The sequence below is a fragment of the Levilactobacillus cerevisiae genome, assembly GCF_003946245.1.
In the GTDB taxonomy this organism is placed as follows: domain Bacteria; phylum Bacillota; class Bacilli; order Lactobacillales; family Lactobacillaceae; genus Levilactobacillus; species Levilactobacillus cerevisiae.
Map to the genome: position 1 here is coordinate 82,384 of NZ_RHNN01000003.1, position 20,502 is coordinate 102,885.

22 protein-coding genes are annotated in these 20,502 nt (G+C 49.4%); 17 read left to right on the forward strand and 5 right to left on the reverse strand.

The window, feature by feature from the left end; all coding sequences use genetic code 11:
• Positions 1-14 precede the first annotated feature (14 nt).
• From cbiQ to EKM99_RS01930, 10 genes are read left to right on the forward strand one after another with little or no spacing between them, the layout of a single operon-like run.
• Positions 15-707, forward strand: coding sequence for a cobalt ECF transporter T component CbiQ (cbiQ, locus tag EKM99_RS01885; protein WP_125580373.1), 693 nt, complete (start codon positions 15-17; stop codon positions 705-707).
• Complete coding sequence (locus tag EKM99_RS01890; protein ID WP_125580376.1) at positions 704-1,543, forward strand: energy-coupling factor ABC transporter ATP-binding protein; 840 nt, start codon at positions 704-706, stop codon at positions 1,541-1,543. Before cbiQ ends, EKM99_RS01890 begins: the two co-directional genes overlap by 4 nt.
• A gap of 5 nt (positions 1,544-1,548) precedes the next feature.
• Positions 1,549-3,066 (forward strand): cobyric acid synthase, encoded by a 1,518-nt coding sequence (locus EKM99_RS01895; protein WP_125580378.1) that lies wholly within the window; start codon positions 1,549-1,551, stop codon positions 3,064-3,066.
• A 17-nt stretch (positions 3,067-3,083) separates the two neighbouring features.
• Entirely contained in the window at positions 3,084-3,524 is a 441-nt protein-coding gene (locus tag EKM99_RS01900) for a precorrin-2 dehydrogenase/sirohydrochlorin ferrochelatase family protein (RefSeq protein ID WP_125580493.1), read from the forward strand.
• A gap of 5 nt (positions 3,525-3,529) precedes the next feature.
• The gene (hemA, locus tag EKM99_RS01905) at positions 3,530-4,816 is read left to right on the forward strand and encodes a glutamyl-tRNA reductase (protein ID WP_125580379.1); all 1,287 of its coding nucleotides are present in this window, start codon (positions 3,530-3,532) and stop codon (positions 4,814-4,816) included.
• Complete coding sequence (gene hemC / locus EKM99_RS01910; protein WP_125580381.1) at positions 4,806-5,729, forward strand: hydroxymethylbilane synthase; 924 nt, start codon at positions 4,806-4,808, stop codon at positions 5,727-5,729. The genes hemA and hemC overlap by 11 nt, the downstream gene beginning before the upstream one ends.
• A 2-nt stretch (positions 5,730-5,731) precedes the next feature.
• Positions 5,732-6,700 (forward strand): porphobilinogen synthase, encoded by a 969-nt coding sequence (hemB, locus tag EKM99_RS01915; protein ID WP_125580383.1) that lies wholly within the window; start codon positions 5,732-5,734, stop codon positions 6,698-6,700.
• A gap of 21 nt (positions 6,701-6,721) precedes the next feature.
• On the forward strand, positions 6,722-8,014 hold the full coding sequence (gene hemL, locus EKM99_RS01920; RefSeq protein WP_191983287.1) for a glutamate-1-semialdehyde 2,1-aminomutase: 1,293 nt from the start codon (positions 6,722-6,724) through the stop codon (positions 8,012-8,014).
• A 21-nt stretch (positions 8,015-8,035) separates the two neighbouring features.
• Positions 8,036-8,629 (forward strand): bifunctional adenosylcobinamide kinase/adenosylcobinamide-phosphate guanylyltransferase, encoded by a 594-nt coding sequence (locus EKM99_RS01925; RefSeq protein WP_125580386.1) that lies wholly within the window; start codon positions 8,036-8,038, stop codon positions 8,627-8,629.
• Positions 8,630-8,641: 12 nt separating this feature from the next.
• Entirely contained in the window at positions 8,642-9,340 is a 699-nt protein-coding gene (locus tag EKM99_RS01930; RefSeq protein WP_164511483.1) for a uroporphyrinogen-III synthase, read from the forward strand.
• A gap of 614 nt (positions 9,341-9,954) precedes the next feature.
• On the opposite strand, the gene EKM99_RS01935 is transcribed toward EKM99_RS01930, so the two are convergent.
• Positions 9,955-11,010: an AraC family transcriptional regulator gene (locus EKM99_RS01935; protein WP_125580390.1), complete on the reverse strand. Its 1,056-nt coding sequence runs from the start codon at positions 11,008-11,010 to the stop codon at positions 9,955-9,957.
• 113 nt (positions 11,011-11,123) lie between these two features.
• On the opposite strand from EKM99_RS01935, the gene EKM99_RS01940 reads away from it, so the two are divergent.
• On the forward strand, positions 11,124-11,750 hold the full coding sequence (locus EKM99_RS01940) for a histidine phosphatase family protein (protein WP_125580392.1): 627 nt from the start codon (positions 11,124-11,126) through the stop codon (positions 11,748-11,750).
• A 150-nt stretch (positions 11,751-11,900) separates the two neighbouring features.
• On the opposite strand, the gene EKM99_RS01945 is transcribed toward EKM99_RS01940, so the two are convergent.
• The 3 genes from EKM99_RS01945 to EKM99_RS01955 all read right to left on the reverse strand — a co-directional run bounded on the left by EKM99_RS01945 (position 11,901) and on the right by EKM99_RS01955 (position 14,004).
• Entirely contained in the window at positions 11,901-12,659 is a 759-nt protein-coding gene (locus tag EKM99_RS01945) for an IclR family transcriptional regulator (protein ID WP_125580495.1), read from the reverse strand.
• 189 nt (positions 12,660-12,848) lie between these two features.
• Positions 12,849-13,589 carry a sugar phosphate isomerase/epimerase family protein gene (locus tag EKM99_RS01950; RefSeq protein WP_125580394.1) on the reverse strand — a complete coding sequence of 247 codons (741 nt, stop codon included), beginning with the start codon at positions 13,587-13,589 and terminating at the stop codon, positions 12,849-12,851.
• A 139-nt stretch (positions 13,590-13,728) separates the two neighbouring features.
• Complete coding sequence (locus EKM99_RS01955) at positions 13,729-14,004, reverse strand: hypothetical protein (RefSeq protein ID WP_191983288.1); 276 nt, start codon at positions 14,002-14,004, stop codon at positions 13,729-13,731.
• 375 nt (positions 14,005-14,379) lie between these two features.
• Between EKM99_RS01955 and kduI the strand changes: the two genes are divergently transcribed.
• The 6 genes from kduI (at position 14,380) to EKM99_RS01985 (ending at position 19,808) form a co-directional block, all read left to right on the forward strand.
• Complete coding sequence (gene kduI, locus EKM99_RS01960) at positions 14,380-15,225, forward strand: 5-dehydro-4-deoxy-D-glucuronate isomerase (RefSeq protein WP_125580396.1); 846 nt, start codon at positions 14,380-14,382, stop codon at positions 15,223-15,225.
• Between the two features lie 29 nt (positions 15,226-15,254).
• Positions 15,255-16,070, forward strand: a complete 816-nt coding sequence (gene kduD, locus EKM99_RS01965) for a 2-dehydro-3-deoxy-D-gluconate 5-dehydrogenase KduD (RefSeq protein ID WP_125580398.1) — start codon at positions 15,255-15,257, stop codon at positions 16,068-16,070.
• Between the two features lie 95 nt (positions 16,071-16,165).
• A complete protein-coding gene (locus tag EKM99_RS01970; protein WP_164511484.1) occupies positions 16,166-17,185 on the forward strand; it encodes a 2-keto-3-deoxygluconate permease in 1,020 nt (339 codons plus the stop codon).
• Between the two features lie 35 nt (positions 17,186-17,220).
• A complete protein-coding gene (locus EKM99_RS01975) occupies positions 17,221-18,183 on the forward strand; it encodes a sugar kinase (protein ID WP_125580402.1) in 963 nt (320 codons plus the stop codon).
• Between the two features lie 22 nt (positions 18,184-18,205).
• Positions 18,206-18,859: a bifunctional 2-keto-4-hydroxyglutarate aldolase/2-keto-3-deoxy-6-phosphogluconate aldolase gene (locus EKM99_RS01980; RefSeq protein WP_125580404.1), complete on the forward strand. Its 654-nt coding sequence runs from the start codon at positions 18,206-18,208 to the stop codon at positions 18,857-18,859.
• Positions 18,860-19,058: 199 nt separating this feature from the next.
• Entirely contained in the window at positions 19,059-19,808 is a 750-nt protein-coding gene (locus EKM99_RS01985; protein ID WP_125580406.1) for a glucose 1-dehydrogenase, read from the forward strand.
• A 46-nt stretch (positions 19,809-19,854) separates the two neighbouring features.
• Here EKM99_RS01985 and EKM99_RS01990 read toward each other — a convergent pair whose 3' ends face one another.
• On the reverse strand, positions 19,855-20,385 hold the full coding sequence (locus EKM99_RS01990; RefSeq protein WP_125580408.1) for a GNAT family N-acetyltransferase: 531 nt from the start codon (positions 20,383-20,385) through the stop codon (positions 19,855-19,857).
• Positions 20,386-20,502 lie beyond the last annotated feature (117 nt).

A 20,502-nucleotide genomic window follows, 5' to 3' on the forward strand; every position in this document is an offset into this window, starting at 1 on the left:
AAAAGAGGGATCGTATGCTAACGATTGATAAATATGCTTATGCCAACCGGATTGTCCAGTGGTCGCCGCAACTTAAGGCGTTGTGCTGGCTGATTGGGATGATCATTGCGTTTCAACCGATCATGGCGCTCAAGCCGGTCTTGCTGGTGGCGGTGGCCTGGAACACGGTTTACCTGACGCACGTGTCGTGGCATCAGTATTTTAAATGGTTTTATGCGCTCCTGCCGTTCCTCCTGCTAAGTATTATCGGGATTGTGTTCACGGCGGGAACTGATCCGCAGCAAATCTATGCGCCCCTGAAACTTTTTGGCGGGTACATCGGGTTGTCCAAGGTGATGTTGCCACGGGGGATTGCGGTCGCCGTTCAGGCAGGAACCGCCATCGTTTGTACCTACTGGTTTGCTTTGACCACGCCGTTTCAACAGATCATTGGCTTTCTCAAGTGGACGCATCTACCCAACATCTTGATTGAAGAAACCATGCTGATGTATCGCTTTATTTTCATTTTTATCGAGGCGTTCGAGCAGATTTATCAGGCACAGAAGCTTCGGTTTGGCTATGACAACCTGCACCTGATGGTCCATTCGTCGGGAATCCTCGCCAAGATGTTGTTTGAACAGGTCATGGTCAATTATGAACAAATGGTATACGCGTTAGACGCCAAACTCTATCAGGGTGAATTTTACGTAAAGGGGCCGGAACCATGATTGAACTGCAGCATTTGAATTTTGGTTACGAGCCACAGCGAACCATTTTACAAGATATTTCGTTAAAGCTGGGTCAGCCGGGGCAAAATGTGATTGGCCTGATTGGTCCCAACGGTTCCGGTAAATCGACGCTGTTCTTAAACTTAGTCGGCATCCTCCGGCCCACCAGCGGCAACATTCTGGTGGACGACCAACCGATTGATTACCGTAAAAAAGGTCTCAATGCGTTGCGCAAAAAAATTGGCATCGTGTTTCAGAATTCTGATCAGCAGATCTTCTACTCAATCGTGAAGGATGACATCGCGTTTGCTTTACACAATTTGAAATTACCCCAAGCAGAAATTGATCGGCGGGTGGACCAGGTGTTAACGGAACTGGACATTCAGGCGCTAGCGAACCGACCCATTCAGTATTTGAGTGGCGGCCAGAAAAAACGGGTAGCCATTGCGGGCATCCTGGTGTTGCGGTCGGAATGGCTGTTGCTGGATGAACCCACTTCCGGGCTGGATCCGGATGGTCGCGCCCGCATGCTGGCGCTCATCAAAGGGTTAGTGGCTCGCGGTCAGAAGATTATTTTGTCGAGCCACGACATGGACTTCATGTATGAGATTGGCGATTACTTTTACCTGTTGAACGCCGGCCACATCGTGAAGGAAGGGCCCAAGGATCAGGTATTTGCTGACGCGGCGTTACTCAAGCGTAGTCAGCTGGAACAACCCTGGCTGGTTCAACTCAGTCAACGATTAGGCTTACCTCTGTATCAAAATTCAGAAGCACTATTTGCTGATCAACAACTACAACAAACGTTACGGGCCGCTTTGGCCAAAGGAGAGTGAAAACGATGACGCAAGCAATTATGTTTCAAGGCACGGCTTCAGATTCTGGCAAGAGTTGGGTGGCGGCCGGGCTTTGCCGAATTCTCCATCAACGGGGATTGCGGGTTGCCCCTTTCAAGTCGCAGAACATGGCGCTGAACTCATTTATTACTGAGCACGGCGACGAAATGGGCCGCGCGCAGGTCTTTCAAGCCGAAGCCGCTGGGATTAAACCCGATCCGCGGATGAATCCCGTACTCTTAAAACCGTCGACGGATAAGGATTCTCAGGTGATCGTGATGGGTCACGTGCTCGCCGACATGGACGCCGTGAGCTATTACCAATACAAACCCCAACTGCGGACGCGGGTCCAGGCCGTTTACGACTCACTGGCCGCAGAAAATGACGTGATGGTGTTGGAGGGGGCGGGCAGTCCCGCCGAAATTAATTTAAACGACCGCGACATCGTTAACATGGGGATGGCACGGATGGCCGACGCACCAGTCGTCTTGGTCGCCGACATCGATAAGGGGGGCGTGTTCGCCGCTATTTATGGCACGATCAAGCTCCTGCCACCGGCAGATCAAAAGCGCATCAAGGGCATCATCATTAATAAATTCCGCGGGGATAAGCGATTGCTGGAATCGGGTAACAAAATGATTACGGACCTCACGGGTGTTCCCGTGATTGGCGTGGTGCCGATGGCCGACGTGGATCTCGATGAAGAGGATAGCGTGGCTTTGACCCGTAAGTCCCGACGCGTCGATCAGAGCAAGGCGTTGGACGTGGCCGTTTTAGATTTGGCAAAAATTTCTAACTTTACTGACTTTCATAGCCTGGAAATTCAGCCGGACGTGTCCGTTCGTTACGTGCGGTTCGCGGACGAGCTGGGCGAACCCGACCTGTTGATCATTCCGGGCAGTAAAAATACTAATGAAGATTTACAAGTACTCAAGGAGGCCCAGTTTGTACCAGCCATCAATCGCGTGGCTCAAAAAGGCCGGATGATTGTCGGCATCTGTGGCGGTTACCAGATTCTGGGGCAGACGTTAAATGATCCGACCGGGATCGAGTCGCCAATCACCCAACAGGCGGGCCTGGGATTGCTGGATACCGTGACCACCTTTAACCAAACCAAAACCACGACGCAGGCAACCGCCTTACACGGCCACGACGAGTTGCAAGGCTACGAGATTCACATGGGCGCCACGGTTCTGGGGCCGAACGCACGGCCGTTTGCGACGATTACCACCAACAATGGTGAGGCAACGGACCGGGAAGATGGGGCCGTTTCACCGAGTGGTCAAGTCTGGGGCACCTACCTGCACGGTATTTTTGACAACGCCGAATGGACGCGCCACCTCCTGAATCAGTTGCGCGTGGCCAAGGGCCTGCAACCGCTAGTGGATACGACCCTGTCGTTGACGGCCTACAAAGAGGCCCAGTACGACAAGCTGGCAAAGGTCCTCGAAGACAACTTGGACATGGATCTGATCGAGCAGATTTTAGCGGATTCGGCCACGTCTAAGGAGGTCTCACGGTGAAAAGCCCTTATCCAATCATGTTAAATATCGCGGGCAAACCGGTGGCGGTGGTTGGCGGTGGTCAGGTCGCTGCGCGCAAAGTCCGTGGCCTCTTGGCAGCGGCAGCGGACGTGACGGTCGTCAGCCCTGCGTTGGCGGCGGCCATTGACCCGACCACGGTGCACTGGCTACAACAGCCATACACCCGGGCGGCTGTGGCCAACGCGCTGGTCATTATTGCCTGCACGGACGATCCCGCCGTTAATCAACGGGTGAAGGCGGAGGCCACGCCCGGTCAGTTGGTCAACAACGCGAGTGACAAGGGCAACTCGGACTTCTACAACGTGGCGGTGGCAACTAGTGATTCGGTGATGGTCACCGTCTCAACGGCCGGCCGTTCGCCCCACCAAGCCAAGCAAATTCGTCAGGAAATTCAGCACTGGTTACGCACACAATCGTGGCGTGATCGAAAGGAGTAATGGGCATGTATATGATGTGTGTTAGCCTCAATTATCACCGACTGCCAGCCGCAGTTCGTGAAAATTTTGTCTTCGCGAAGGAAGATTTACCACGGGCTAATCGACAATTGAACGCCGAAAAAAGTATTTTTGAAAACGTAATTTTAGCAACTTGTAACCGGACCGAGGTGTACGCGGTTGTGGATCAAATTCACACGGGTCGCTACTACATCAAGCGGTTCTTAGCCAGCTGGTTTCACGTGACGGTTGACGAACTCAAAGCATACGCGGAGGTGCAGGTTCAGGAGGAAGCCGTGGGTCAACTTTTAAACGTGGCGACCGGACTGGATTCAATCATCAAAGGGGAGCCGCAAATTCTGGGGCAAGTGAAGGCTGCGTTTGCGGTCGCCGATGAGAACGGCACCCCGGGCGTGATGTTGAATCACCTGTTCCGCCAGGCGATTACCTTTGCCAAGCGGATGCATACCCAGTATCGTGTGAGTGAATTTGCCCAAACGTCGAGTCAGGCGGGCCTTCACCAGATCAAGGTCCAGCTCGGTGGCGTGAAGGGCAAGCGCTTGGCAGTGGTCGGCCTGGGTCAAATGGGCCAACAGGTTGTGCGCAATGCCAGTACGATGGGCTTTACGGAAATCGTCGCGCTCAATCGCCACCACGAGATTGCGGACACGCTGACGGCCCGGTACCCGGTCGTGACGAGTGCACCGTGGACAGAATTGGCCCCTACGTTGAAAAAGGTAGATGCGGTGGTCCTGGCAACGGCGGCGCGACAACCCATCATACCGGCGGCACAGGTCGTGGCGTTACGGGCGACTCAACCGGTGGTCATTGACTTGGGCATGCCCCGCAATGTGGATGTGACGGCGTTGACCGCCGCCATTCCGTATTTTGATATCGATCACCTGCAGGCTATCATTTCGGAAAATGAGACACAGAAGCAAGCCATGTTCGCAGCGATGGCGGCCGCGGTAGAGCCGGAAGTGGCCGACTTCTTCCTGTGGCAGAAGCAACTCAACATCGTGCCGGTGATCCGGGCGTTACGGGAACAGGCGCTGAGCGTTGAGGCGACGTCCTATGACGGTCTCTTGCGGCAGCTGCCTGATCTGGACGCGCACCAACGCAAGGTGATCAGCAAGCACATGAAGGGGGTCATTAACCAAATGATTAAGGATCCCATCAAAGAAATCAAAGAATTATCGGTAGATTCAACAGCTGATGCCGACATTAATTTCTTTTGCCGGATATTCGGACTACATAATCTAAGTGCGGGGGCGCAACACGTTCATGAAGAATAAAATTATTATTGGCAGTCGACGCAGTCTGTTGGCGATGACCCAAACGCAAATGGTGGCGGACGACTTGCACGCCAGATTTCCGCAGGTCACCTTTGAAATCAAGCAAATTGTCACCACGGGCGACGTGAACCTGAAGGATAGCCTCCAGAAGATTGGCGGCAAGGGCGTCTTCGTGGAGGAACTGGAAAATGAATTGAAATCCGGCGAGATTGATTTTGCCGTCCACAGCCTCAAGGACGTGATGCCCGTGCTGCCAGCCGGTCTGATGATTGGCTCGGTGCCGCAGCGAAATTCACCGTATGACTGTTTGATCAGTCGGCGGCCGATTAGTAGTCTGGCGGACTTGCCACAGCATGCTCGCATTGGGACGAACAGCTCGCGGCGTCAGGGGCAACTGCTGCACCTGCGGCCGGATTTGGAAATTATCCCGACCCGCGGCAACGTGGATACCCGGGTGAAGAAGCTGGATACTGAGAATTTGGACGCGGTAGTCTTGGCTGAGGCCGGGTTGAACCGCTTAGGCATTGATCTGACGGGCCGTTACCGCTGGTCGTTAAAGGACGTGCTCTTACCCGCCATGGGGCAGGGCGCCATGGCCATTGAGTGTCGCGAAGACGATGCCGACGTGCGGCAGATTCTGGCGACGATTAACGATCCCCATACCGCAACTTGCGTGGGTATTGAGCGGGAGTATTTACGAGAAGTTGGGGGCACGTGTACCTTCCCCATCGGCGGCTTTGCGGTCGTTGACGGCGATCACGTGACCTTTGAAGGGTTGATTGCCTCGACGGATGGGCAGCATGTCTTACGCGAAACACAACGGGGACAGGTCACCGACCACTTGGGCAAATTGGTTGCACAGCATCTATTGGCACAAGATAAATTTGGCATTATGAAAGGGAGTCAGAATTAATTATGGTTACATTTGATCGTCATCGTCGTTTACGGAGCAGCAAAGCTATGCGGGATTTGGTACGGGAGACCCATCTCAACAAGTCAGACCTGATCATGCCCGTCTTTATCGACGCTAACATTACCGGCAAGCAAGAGATCAAGTCGATGCCCGGCGTCTACCAATTTGGGATGGACAGTATTTTAGATGAAATTAAAGACATCGTGGACCGTGGCATTCAAGCCATCATTCTGTTTGGCTTGCCAGATCACAAGGATGAGGTCGGCACGAGCGCCTGGGAAGAAAATGGCATCGTGCAAGAGGCGACCCGCAAGATTAAGGCGGCCTACCCGGACCTGATTGTCATTGCGGACACCTGCTTGTGTGAATACACTAGTACCGGCCACTGTGGCCTGGTCAAGGACGGTCGCGTGTTAAACGACGAGTCCCTGGTGTACATCGTCAAGACGGCCGTGAGCCAAGTCGCTACGGGGGCCGATATCATTGCGCCATCGAACGCAATGGACGGCTACGTGGCAGCCATCCGTGCTGGGCTGGACGAGGCGGGCTTCCAGGAAACGCCAATCATGTCGTACGCGGTCAAGTACGCGTCCTCATTCTACGGGCCATTCCGGGATGCGGCCAACAGCGCGCCGGAATTTGGCGATCGCAAGGGCTATCAAATGGACCCGGCTAACCGCTTGGATGCAATGCGCGAAGTCGTCAGCGATGAAAAGGAAGGCGCCGACTTCGTCATGGTCAAGCCGTCACTGGCATTTCTCGATGTGATGCGCGAGATTCGCGACCACACCATTTTGCCACTGGTCGCCTACAACGTTTCCGGTGAGTACGCGATGGTCAAAGCCGCCGCGCAGAACGGCTGGATCGACGAGGATAAGATTGTGGACGAGATGTTGGTGGGCATGAAGCGTGCCGGCGCGGACCTGATCATTACCTATTTCGCCAAGGACGTTGCCGCCCGGTTAAACTAAGCTGAGAAGGAAGTTAATCTGATGAATATTGAAAAATCACGCCGCGCCTTTGCCGAGGCCAGCAAAATCATGCCGGGTGGGGTCAACAGCCCCGTCCGTGCGTTCAAGAACGTTGGCGGGGATCCGCTGTTTATTAAAAAGGGAAAGGGCCAGTACATCACCGACATTGATGACAACACCTACATTGATTACGTGATGTCGTGGGGCCCACTGATTCTCGGCCATGCCGATGACCACGTGATTCACGCGCTACAAACGGCGGCCGAACGCGGTACCAGCTACGGCGCACCAACCGAACTAGAAACGCAACTGGCCGAACTCGTCCAAAAGATTGTGCCATCCATGGAAATGATGCGGATGGTGTCGTCCGGGACCGAGGCCACGATGAGCGCCATTCGGTTGGCCCGGGGCTTCACCCACAGAGATAAAATTGTGAAATTTATTGGGAACTACCACGGCCACAGTGACTCACTGCTGGTCGACGCTGGGTCGGGGATGGCCACCTTTGGCATCAACACGTCACCGGGGGTCCCTGCCGAGTTCGCGTACGACACGTATACGGTGCCGTATAACGACGTGGCAGCCATCAGTGAGCTGTTTGCCAATCATGGGGATGAGATTGCCTGTATCATTGTGGAACCCGTAGCCGGCAACATGGGCGTCATTCCGGGGACACTTGAATTTCTAAAGACACTGCGGCAACTGACGACGGACAACGGGGCACTCTTGATCTTTGATGAAGTGATGTCTGGGTTCCGCGCAGGTTACCACGGTGTCCAAGGACTGACTGGCATTACGCCTGACCTGACGACGTTGGGTAAGGTCATTGGTGGCGGTCTGCCTGTCGGTTCCTTTGGTGGTCGGCAAGACATTATGGAACAGATTACGCCGTCCGGGCGGATTTACCATGCCGGGACGCTATCCGGGAATCCGTTGGCCATGACGGCGGGGATTACCACGATTGATCAGTTGGACCCCGAACAGTACGTGGCGATGGATCGTAAAGTGACGCGGCTGGTTGACGGTATCAAGGCCATGGCCGACAAGCATCACGTGCCCGTTACCGTGCACCACGTAGGGACGATGTGGAGTTACTTCTTTAACGCGGGCCCGGTGAACAATTTCGCGGACGTGCAGCAGAGTGACGTGGCGTTCTTTGCCAAATTTTACTGGCAACTGTTGGCGCAAGGCATTTACACGGCGCCATCACAGTACGAAACGAATTTCTTATCGACCAAGCACACAGATTATGACATTGACCGGACGATTGCGGGCTTCGACGCAGCGTTTGACGCGACCTTAGCTGAAGACTAAGCGGATGGAGGCGAGAACGTTATGGGAAGGTTAACACTCATTACGGGCGGCGCCAAAAGCGGCAAGTCGGCGTTTGCTGAGAGCCAGTGTCCGGCAGATCAATCGGTCTGCTACGTGGCGACGGGGGTGGTCAAACATCCTGATGCGGAAATGCAGCTGCGGATCAAACGCCATCAACAGCGGCGACCGGCACAGTGGGTGACGGCCGAACGCTATCGCCAGGTGGATGACCTGTTAGCGACCGATCCCTACCGTGATTATCTGGTGGACGACGCGACGATGCTGACGACGAATTTGTTTTATGATTTGGTGGCTGACCTCGCGACGGCACAGCAGGACCCGGATTTCGATCACGTGTTGGCGCAGGCCAGTCGTGAAGATTTGGCGCACATTCGCAAGCAAATTTTGGACGAATGGCAACGGATCATTCAGGTTGTGGCGACCCACGACATTCACGTGATCGTGGTGACCAACGAAGTGGGTTTAGGCATTGTGCCGGCGACGTTGCAGACGCGGTTGCTGCGCGATTTGTATGGCGAAGTGAATCAACGCTTAGCACGAGCAGCGACGGCGGTGACCTTCGTCGTGAGCGGGTTGCCACAGCGGCTCAAGTAGGGAGGGATGGCGTTGGCATGGTTGTTAACGTATCCGCAGGAACGGGTCGCGCGACCGTTGCAGGAGCAATTGGCCGCGCACACAACGATTGTGTATGCCCCGCTGCGAGAGTTGGTGCCAACAGAGCTAACGGCGGCGCAACGAACACAGATTGCGGCGAGCACGGCGTTGGTGCTGACCAGTCACTTTGGGGTCACCACGTATTTAGCAAAATGGGCCCGCGTAAATACGACCGCGACGATCTACGTGCTGAGCACCAAGATGGCCGAGATGTTGCGGGCGGTGCCCAATCCAATAGTCGTGGCGGCAACGGAGAGTCAACGGGGGTTGATTGCGCCGCTCAGTCACTTGCCAGCGACGGCTAGACTGACGTGGTTGTTGGGCGATCACGCCCAGCGCCTGCCAGAATTGCGGCTGGGAATACCAGTGGTAATCTACCGCAATCGGTGGTCCCCGGCGGATGAAGCGGCGATTGTGAAGCGACTGCGACCGGAGACGTTTGACAAGGTGCTGGTGACCAGTCCAAGTAATTGGCAACGGCTACGTACGTTGCAAGCACAATTGCCGGCGGCGGGCTGGCAGCAAGCGACGTACTACGTGCTGGGTGACACCACGGCGGCAGCGTTGCGAGCGGACGGCATTTCGGCAGTGAAACCACGGACGAAGCAAGACGTCTTGGCGCAGGTGATTGCGGAGATGTGTGGGTATTAGCAGTATATTTGGACGACATAAAGGGCCTGGGACAGATGCCCCAGGCCCTTTACGATATATGATTGTTTAAGTTGGATATAAGACTTGTTTAAGTAGGCCGGCTTACCGTTCGCCAAATTTTAGGCTGGAACGCTGTGGGTAAGAGTGTGGCAGATGGCGGTTAGCTGGTGAGCATTAACGGTGATAACCGAATAATCCTGGGCTTGGATTGTTTGGTTATCAGTGTTAAGCGGAGCCAGTTGCCATCTGACACACGTTTCGACAATGAAAAGTTGGCGAACCAAATCCCACGGCTGAGCCTAAATTTGGCGAACGCACGCCTACGTTGTTGCAATGCCGCTAAACGACAAATGTCGAATGGTAAATGTAGCGTGGCAGAGATGGACACCGACAAAATGGTAAAATACCATGCTAGCCGGAGGAGGCTGGAGGTGGAGGTAGCTGTGACAACGGCGTTAGCTGAGTGATTTACTCAGGTTACGCCGTGGGACGAGTTTGGAGACTGATGGTTTTTATCAGTCTTCAAACCGAGCCGGAGGACCGTTCCTTAGGCCGCAGGCGGTCCCCATAGCAACCGGAACCTCCAGCAGCCGCAGGCGAATGGTTAGGTAGGATTAGTAAATGTTGTCGGTGTAGATCCACTGGACCACGGAGCAGGTGTCGGCCAGAATTTCGCTGGCCGGCGTTGGTGGCTGCACGCAGTCGACCAGGTAGATCCAACCACTTTGGTGCGGCAGATTCATCAGGTTGCCGATGGCGCCGATGAACGGATAGCCGTTGGCCAGCTGGGTCATGAATTTAATCTGATGGTCGTCGAAAAATTGCTTGGTGATGTCATAGATTGTGGCATGGGGATCACAAGTGGCAGGCCGGGGGACCGTGTAAACCTGTTGCACGCCGCTCTTTTCTTTACGATAAGTGGACGGCGTGACCTGCGTGATCCGCTTGAAAGCGCGGGTAAAGTAACTGGTTTGTGAAAAGCCAAGATTGCTGGCAATCTGCTGAACATCGGCGTCTGTCAGGCAGAGTTCTGCCTGGGCTTGCGCAATTTTCCGATACAGAACGTAGTCACCGAAGTTCACGTGGAGGGTCTGCTTAAAGCGCCGGCTGAGGTAGGAGCTGGATAGATAGACCTGATTGGCTGCCTGATCGAGTGAAATGGGCTCGTCTAAGTGTTCGCCGACAAAATTGATGGTCTGGGTGATGATGTCTTTGGTTGGTGAGGGACGGGAAACAGCCGGGGCGACGGGCGTCGTGAGCGTATCGGGAAAATAGTGATGGCTCACCTGGGTCAACAGTTGCGTCAGGGAAAGTGTTTGGTTGGGTGGTAGAGACGCCCAGACGGACACGCTAGCCGCGGTGGGGAGGGCCTGGGTCATCGTTTGCTCAAGGTAACTCCGGCAAAGGTCTAGGCGTGCGGCCGTGACGTGGGTGGTGTCACAAATGGCAAACCCGAATAGGTGATAGTTTAGTGCAGCTGGGAATAGTGTGACTTGTTTGAATTTGATATCTGTAATGGCTTCTTGGAAGGATGAATAAATCGTTTGATCCTTAATAAGGGTGCCATCCAGGCTGAAGAAAGCCGTTGGAATTTGTGTTAATTTAACAAATCCATCAATGGCAATGGCGATATCGCTGAGATTTTCGCGTTTAAAAAGTGGCGTTAACATTGGTGCCTCCGATCGTGATAATCCCTAAGTAGATTATACATCCTAGCATAACATGGATTTTGGCTGAGTTATATTCCCAATTTAATATAGGAGTCGAACGTAGAGGTGAGTACATGACAACGTTTTACGTCGTTCGTCACGGCCAAACGTGGGCGAACCAAGCAGGAAAAAAACAGGGAATTCTGGATACGGCGGAAACTATGCTGACACCACAGGGAATGTTGCAGGCGCGGCAGTTGCGTGCAGCTTTTCCAGTGGCGGAGATGGCTGGAATTATTTGTAGTCCGTTGCAACGAGCACGTCAAACAGCCAAAATTTTAAATGAATTCGCCCAGTGTCCAGTAGAAATTTCACCGGAGATTGTGGAACTTTCATACGGGGCATGGAATGGCTGTATGACGCGTGATTTGATGGCAAGGTATCCGGCGGCCTTTGACGCCAGAACGCAAGAGGTGACGGCGACATACACGCACACGGTGGCCGGAGAAAGCATGGCGGCTGTCCGCCAACGCATTCAACACTTTGTCAGGGAGACTGTGACGGCTAGGCCAAACGACAAGCTGTTAATTGTGGGCCACGGTTGGACGGTTAAAATGCTGCTATTGTTGGCATTGAACGGCGATAACGGCGCAGGGATGGTCGACCCGGTGAACGCGAGTGTGACGCGAATTGAGGTGGACCCGGCGACGTTGCGGTGTTATTTGGATTATTATAACCGGGGGTTGGAGACGGAGTTCTAAGGGCCGATAGTTAATTTTAGGCGGGTTAAAAGGACAGGCACCATTACCAAGTGGTATGGCATCTGTCCTTTTTGATTCGAACGTAGTCGACTGCGAATCCCAGACATAAGGAAGTAAATAGATTTTTTCCTTTGTGTGTTGGCGAATCCATTATAGAAATTTGAGGATATCCTTTTGAGCCCGCTTGGCAAAGTTAATAAAGGAACCTTGTCTGTCAATTGACATGCGGTACTTTGGCGTTGTAATTGAGAAGGCGCCGTATAGGCGATTGTTTTTCTTCAATGAAAACCCAATGCAGTAGACGTCTGGTTCATTTTCCTCATTATCAATCGAGTAACCGCGTTCGCGAACTAGGGCAAGGTCTTCTTTCAACTTCTCTTGATCCGTAATTGTGTTCGGACCAACTTGTTTTAAGGGACCAACGTGGGAAAAGTAATCATTTAGTTCCTGAGCATCGAGGGTGGCTAACATCGCCTTGCCCATTGAGGAGGAGTAAAGATTCATCTGGCCACCAATTTGAGACTTCAAATTGACACTCTGTGTACTTTCATATTTTTCTATTAGGGAGACACGATGATTGGCGATGACTCCAAGGTTGATGGTTTCAGAAGTTTCGTCCCTTAATTTTGAAAGCGGAATTTTAGTCATTGCACGAATATCAAAACTGGCGGCAACCCTTTGTCCATAACGAAAGAGTTCCATTCCTAATTTGTAACTTTTATCGTCCTCAGTCCGACTCACCAGGCCTAAAACATCAAGCGTCGTCAATATTTTGGATGCTGTTGAGCTAGTCATATTTGTGCCATCGCTTATTTCTTTTAACGTCGGATTAGAGTCTGTTTGGGCAATGAAGTCCATAATTTCCTTTGCACGTACTAAAACCGTGCCATATAATTTATCAGCTGACATTCTTTTCACCCCGTTAGCATCTCTACAAGCAGATGCCACTTTTGAATTCATAATACCTAATTTCAAGATAAATGTAAATGAATGTTAACTATTATCGCGTCGGGCATTTGAAAATAAAAACCAAAAAGGCCAAAAATTAACTGAATTTTTGGCCTTTTAAATGATTATTAAAGAGTTGATAATTAGGCTTTAATTATTAATAAGTAAATCAATCCCGTGATTAATTTCATCGTCACTTGCTGGGTATTCTAAGGCAACTGGTAAATTTTTGGGTAAAATTTCCAGAGCCGAATGCCAATCAATTACACCAGTATCCAAAGAGACAACCTGTGGTTTTTTGCCACCTAAAACATCATTTTTCACATGAATGTAGCGTGTATATGGGCTGAGAGATTTTGCGGCGTCGAGTTCATTCTCATTAACGAAGCGCCAGTTGCCAAGATCAAAAACAAACTTAATGTCGAGATCACTGTCCTTAGCGGCATTCAAGAATTTCAGAATGTTTTTGGTACTCCCGTTAGCAATTGATTGATCATTTTCAACATTGAATTCAATGTCAGATTCTGCGTACTCACGGAGTGCTGAATGCAAGTCACCACTGAATTTGTCAAAACCACCAATGTTCATTTTGAGTGAACTAACACCCATAGATTTTGCCTCGGCAAAGTATGTAGATAGTTCCGGATTCAGATCGCCATTATCTGTGAAAATGGTTTCTGGCACACTGTAGAACAGTTTTAATTGGTGTTCAGAAACAAAATTCTTGATGTCATTAGCTTCTTTTGCTGGGTCGTCAAAGAACTCTCGCCGAACCTCAGCCTGTTGAATACCAAAATTAACAACCCGCTTCAGCATGTTGAGTTGTGATTCACCGTTATCGTGTTGCTGATTGAAAACCAATGTGTTTAATACAATGTTTTTCTTGTCCATGATAGGGCCTCCAAATTTATTATTAAAGCATGCCTATAGTAATCGCTTACAAAACAATATGTCAAATAAAAAAATACTGATTAATAATCAGATTCCTGCTAGAATCGTGATTAAATCAGTATTTTTTGACTCGAGAAAATTATTTTTTCAAGGGGCTGAAGTCAGATCTCTGAGAAATTAGTTTGAGAAATTCAGTCATTGACAAGTCCTCAACCTTTTTTTGAGTGCCATCCAGAAACTCACTGGCCTCGGAAGAGTTAAATTGCTCGATCAGCACGTATGCCGTTAGATAAGCGAAAAGCTGTTCTTTTGCCTTATCCTGGGTGTTTGCTTTAGAGATGTCATCTTTGGCAATGGAGTCAACAAAGTGATAGGCAAATTCTTTGGGATCGATATGAATCTTTTGTGTACGCATGTTTTAAAGCCTCCTAATCTCTTAACAGTATTAATCTTACAGCTTTGAAATGTCAGGTCAAGATTGACAGTTTGTGCACAATGAAAATGTGGAAATAACTTCCGGATTGACGGGGAACAGGATATTTCCAATCAGGAAATCGTTAATGATTGTCAAGAAATGAACTAGTTGACAGAAGTGGACGGCTACTCACATAAATTTTAAAAAATATTTTTTTGCCTGTAAACAGCGTCTTCTCGGCTTTTGTTGAAAGCGTTTTCTTACTTTAGCGAAAAGCATCCAGAAAAAAGCTTGCTTTTTAACGCGTTAGGATATATGCTGATTTTGTCAAAAAGGAAACGCGATTTCCAAATAAGAAAATTGGAGGAAACAAACATGGCATTTAGCATGGTAACGAAGTACGCACACAGTCCTAAGGATATTGACCATTACAACACGGATGAATTACGTGATCAATTCTTAATGGAAAAGATTTTCAACCCAGGCGACGTTTTGTTGACTTATACATACAACGACCGGATGATCTTCGGTGGTGTTACACCAGTTGACAAGCCTCTTTCAATTGCATTGAGTAATGAATTGGGCGTGGAATACTTCTTACAACGTCGTGAACTTGGTTTCATCAACATCGGTGGCGAAGGTAAAGTTACGATTGATGGTAAAGAAGAAGCAATTGCACCTCATGATGGCTATTACATCAGCATGGGTACTAAGGATGTTCAATTCGAATCTGTAGATCCTAAGAAGCCAGCTAAGTTCTACGTTGTTTCTACGCCAGCTCACCGTGCATATCCATCCAAGAAGTTGTCTTACAAAGACGCTATCGCAATGCCTATTGGTGACCAAGAGCACATGAACAAGCGGACTATCCACAAGTACATTGATGCTTCTATCATGGATACCTGCCAATTACAAATGGGTTACACCGTTCTTGAACCAGGTAATTCATGGAACACAATGCCAGCGCATACCCATGCACGTCGGATGGAAACTTACCTTTACACTGAATTCGGCTCAAAGGATACTCGTGTTGCTCACTTCATGGGAACTCCAGAAAACACGAAGCATATCTGGTTGGAACCTGACCAAGCCGTTGTAAACCCAAGTTACTCTATCCACTGTGGCTTTGGTACAACGAACTACTCATTCATCTGGGCTATGTGTGGCGAAAACCAAACTTACGATGACATGGATCCAGTTGAAATGCATCAATTACGGTAATCACTTAATTTTTCGGAGGTAAATTTAATATGGCACAATCCAGAGAAGAGATTGAACACAACCAAGAATCACTGAACAAGTTCAAGTTGGACTGGTTCAGCTTGGCTGGTAAAGTTGCAATCATCACCGGTGGTAACACCGGGCTGGGCCAAGGCTACGCTGTAGCCATGGCTGAAGCGGGCGCAGACATTTTCATTCCAACATTTGGGACTGAAGGTTGGGACGACACCCGTGCATTGATCGAAAAGCGTGGCCGTAAGGTTGAATTCATGGATGTGGATTTAACTGAAGATGGTATCGCTGACAAAGTTGTTACTAAGGCAATGGCAACCTTTGGACACATTGATATCTTGGTAAACAATGCCGGGATGATCAAACGGAACCCTATTCTTGAATCAAAGGATAAGGATTGGAATCAAGTTATCGCGATTAATTTGTCCGCCGTTTATCACATGTCCTTGGCTGTATCCAAAGAATTTGCTAAGCAAAAGTCGGGGAAAATCATCAACATTGGTTCAATGTTGTCCTTCCAAGGTGGGAAGTTTATCCCATCTTACACCGCTGCTAAGCATGGTGTTGCCGGCTTAACTAAGGCCTTTGCAAGTGAAATGGCTGCTTACAACGTTCAGGTTAACGCAATTGCACCGGGTTACATCAAGACGGCTAACACAGCACCTATTCGCTCTGACAAGTCACGAAATGATGAAATCCTCGGCCGGATTGCTGCCGGACACTGGGGCGAGCCTTATGAATTGATGGGTATCTCAGTATACTTGGCAAGCAACGCTGCTAACTACATCAACGGTGCGATCATTCCGGTTGATGGTGGTTACTTGGTTCGTTAATTATGTGAAGAGTAAATACAGAGTTTATCTCTGTATTTATTTTTTGGAAATTTTGTGAAAATGTTTCAAAAATTCGAAATGTGCAGGTAGATATTATGAAAATTAAAAAGAATATTGAAAAAATACCTGGTGGAATGATGGTTGTTCCTTTAGTTTTGGGAGCGATTATTCATACCATTTGGCCAAAAGCTGATCTGGCGTTAACTGGGGTTACAGGTTCTTATATGGTAGGTACTTCAGTTATCCTGTTTATTTTCTTCTTTGCCGTTGGTACGAACATTAATTTGAAGTCTTCCGGGAAGATTGCAGCAAAAGGTGTCACTCTATTATTGGGGAAAGTTCTGTTAGCAGCTCTTATTGCAATTGTTCTTAACATGTTTATTCCCAAACAAGGGATAACCACAGGTGTTTTCACCGGACTTTCCGTCTTAGCTGTTCTTGCTGCTTTCAATGCTTCAAACGGTGGCTTATATGTTGCATTAATGACGACGATTCCTAACCGAGATGTTGATGTCGCTGCATACCCATTCTTCAGTATTCAATCGGGACCATTCTTTACGATGATTACTTTAGGACTTGCGGGTATTGGTGCATTCCCTTGGCCAGCACTTGTTTCAACCTTAGTACCTTTCATCTTAGGGATGATTGTTGGTGGTTTAGACCACGAAATGCGTGATATGTTTAGTCCGTTACAAGGTGGATTAGTGCCGTTCTTTGCCTTCACTATTGGTTATAGCCTGAACTTAGACATGATTTTACAATCTGGTTTGGTTGGTATCATGATCGGTGTTCTGGTTGTCTTCGTTTCTGGTTACGTTCTGTACTTGCTGGATCGCTACTTAGTTCGGTCAGATGGTTTAGCGGGTTGGGCAGCTTCTTCAACTGCTGGTGCAGCAGTTTCCGTTCCTATTGTTATTGCACAGATGAATCCTGCATTTAAGTCAACTGCCGGTTCAGCAACAGCGATTGTGGCAACGAGTGTTTTAGTTTCTGCTATCTTGACACCAATTGTTACGATGTGGTATTACCGTCGATTGGTTAAGCAAGGTAAAGTGACGCCGGTTGAAAATTCAGAAACGAATACTTCAACGGACGTGAAAACGAAAGAGGCTTAGATAATTTCTAAGTGTAGTTAGGATAGTGATGAACAGTGGCTGAATTTTTAACAATTGGAGAACCTATGGCTGTATTTGCAGCGGAAAACACAGACGTTTCCTTAGTTGACGCGTCAGATTTCCAAAAATATTTGGCTGGTGCCGAACTGAATGTTGCCATTGGAATCTCCAGACTGGAACATACCACAGAGTATATTTCATCCGTGGGTACAGATCCGTTTGGGCAATACATTATGAAAGCCGTTGCTAACTCTGGTGTGGGAACACATTATTTGGATAGTAATCCTGACTTTTGGACAGGTTTTTACTTAAAACAACGTGTAAGTCATGGTGACCCATCAACGTATTACTTCCGTAAAAACTCAGCGGCGGCTAACTTTAATCGTCATAGATTAGATGACATTGATTTTAGCAATATCAAGATTGCACATCTTTCAGGTATTTTTGCAGCTTTGTCACAGAATGATTTGGAAGTTTTAAATGATTTGAGTGCACAGCTCGTTGAGCACAAGATAACAGTAACCTTTGATCCTAACTTGCGACCAGCACTCTGGTCTAGTCAGGAACGAATGATTGAGGTGACTAATGAGCTCGCAAAGCAGGCTACCATTGTGATGCCAGGTATTAACGAAGGTGAAATTCTAATGGGTTCTCGTAACCCAGAAGACATTGCCGACTTTTACTTGAATCAGAGTGCTTTGACTGAAACTGTTATTGTGAAATTAGGACCGGATGGCGCATTGATTAAGCAAAGAGATGGTTCGCAAGAATTAGTTTCAGGCTTTAGAGTTGAAAAAGTTGTGGATACAGTTGGCGCCGGTGATGGATTTGCAGTTGGCTTTATTTCTGGACTTCTTGAAGATAAAACGTTACGCGAATCCGTGAAGCGTGGATGTGCGATTGGGGCGTTGGCCGTTATGTCACCGGGTGATAATGATGGCTATCCGACACCAGATCGGCTGCATGAGTTTTATAAGCAGCAAGCAGCACTAAGTTAGATTGATAAGGGGCTAATTGATTATGAAGAGAGCAGATTTATTAACAAATATGATTAATACCGGTGTGATCGCCGTTATTCGAGCAGAAACGCCAGACAAGGCTGTTAAAGTAGCTGATGCTGTGATTGCAGGTGGCGTTACAGGGCTAGAATTAACTTACAGTGTTCCACACGCTGACACAGTAATCAGTGAGCTTGTTAGCAAGTATGCTGATACCAGTGTCGTTGTTGGGGCCGGAACGGTACTAGATGCGACGTCTGCACGGCTAGCTATTGTTGCAGGTGCACAGTTCATTGTCAGCCCAACGTTTGACAAAGAGGTTGCATTGATGTGTAACTTGTATCAAGTACCATATGTTCCAGGAACTTATACAATTACAGAGGCCCAAACAGCTTTGAAGTTTGGCTCCGAAGTGGTTAAATTGTTCCCTGGTGCAATGGCTGGAACTATTGCGATTAAAGAATACCATGGTCCATTCCCATATCTTAATGTGATGCCTTCAGGTGGCGTTAATGTTGAGAATATGAGTGAGTGGTTTGAAGCAGGTGCCGTTGTTGTTGGTGCGGGTGGCGGTTTAACCGCTCCAGCAGCAGACAACGACTTTGCCGGGGTAACTCGGAACGCCAAAGAATACATGGACGAATATAATCGCATTAAGGACGTTCAGTTAGCTTAATCTAGATTTTCAGAAAGCCACCGCGCACTCCTGGTGGCTTTTTTAGTTCCTAAAGGTTATGTGGGTAAAATTTTACAGTGGATACGGTGCTGACATAAGTAGAAGAAAAGAAACGGTAAAGCCTCCCCAAAATAATTTCTATTCTCAACCCTCATGTGATACGATGAACGAGAATAAAAATTTGAAAGGGTGAATCTCTATGTCAGATCGTTTAAAAGGAAAAGTTGCTATTATTACCGGTGGGGTTGCTGGTATCGGCTTGGGCGTTGCGGAATGTTACGTTCGTGAAGGTGCTAAAGTTGTCTTAACCGCCAACCATAACGTGGATGGTGGCCATGCCGCCGTTGCTAAATTTGGTGATGATGTGAGCTTGTTCGTTCAACAAGACGTCGCCAGTGAAGCCGATTGGCAAAAAGTCATTGATGCTACGGTTGCCAAATTTGGCCGCGTCGACATCCTGGTCAACAACGCCGGTATCGGTGGCGTCAATGGTGCCATCGAAGACCTCTCGCTCGATAACTGGCAAAAGGTCATCGACGTTAACCTGACCGCCAACTTCTTAGGCGAAAAGGCCGCCATCAATGCCATGAAGGAAACGGCCGATGCCAAAGGGTCCATCATCAACGTCTCCTCCGTTGCCGGTCTGGTTGGGCTGCCATTTGCCCCAGCTTACTCCGCCAGCAAGGGGGGCAGTCGCATGTTAACCCACGCCACTGCCCTGAACCTGGCCCAACGCAAGCTCGACATTCGGGTCAACTCCGTCCATCCTGGCTGGATTGACACCGCCATCGTCCCAGAAGCCGCCAAGCAACAAATCATCGCCGGCATCCCCGTGGGCCACATGGGCAAGCCTGAAGACATCGGCGAAGTCTGTGTCTACTTAGGTAGCGACGAGTCTAAATTCGCCAACGGTGCTGAATTTACGGTTGACGGTGGCCAACGCGCTTAAGCTGTTAAGCCTATCAATAAGTTGAAACGAAAAAACGCCTGAAAATTCAGACGTTTTTTTGATACTCACTTTTCAATTTTGAATATACGACCGCATCAGTGTATCCATTAAGAGCGGGGATATGCTGGCGTAAGATGCCGTCTTGATGATAGTGATTCCGTACCGCAACTTGGCGGCTGGCGTCATTCTTTAAAGCCGCTAACAGGCTGATTTTGACCAAATCCAGCTGTTCAAAGCCAACCTGTTCCGTGAGCGCTAAACTCCGGGACATGATACCCTGACCCCGAAATTCGCGGCCTAACCAATAGCCGACGTCCGCATGATGATCCTTGAACTCGTGCAGGTCAATCATCCCCGCCGGCTGGCCCGCAACCCAAATGACCGACAGCCAGAGCTGCTTGTCCGCAATCCGCCCCTGGCAGTAGCGCAGAAAAATGCGTTCATCTGCTATGGTCAGGGTCGTTGCAGCCCAGGGCAGCCAATGCGCTAAATTCGTTCTATCCTGATCGATCAGGGTAAAGAGGGGCCCAGCGTCCGTGGTCAGCGGACTTTTCAGTTCAATTTTCTGTGCGTCCATGAGGGAACATCTCACTTTACTTTTTCTCGAGTTTACGCGCTTGCCTGGTGAAAGTCAAAACGAAAAAATCCCAGTCGACCGTTGGCTTTAACCAACCGTTGACTGGGATTTTGAGGT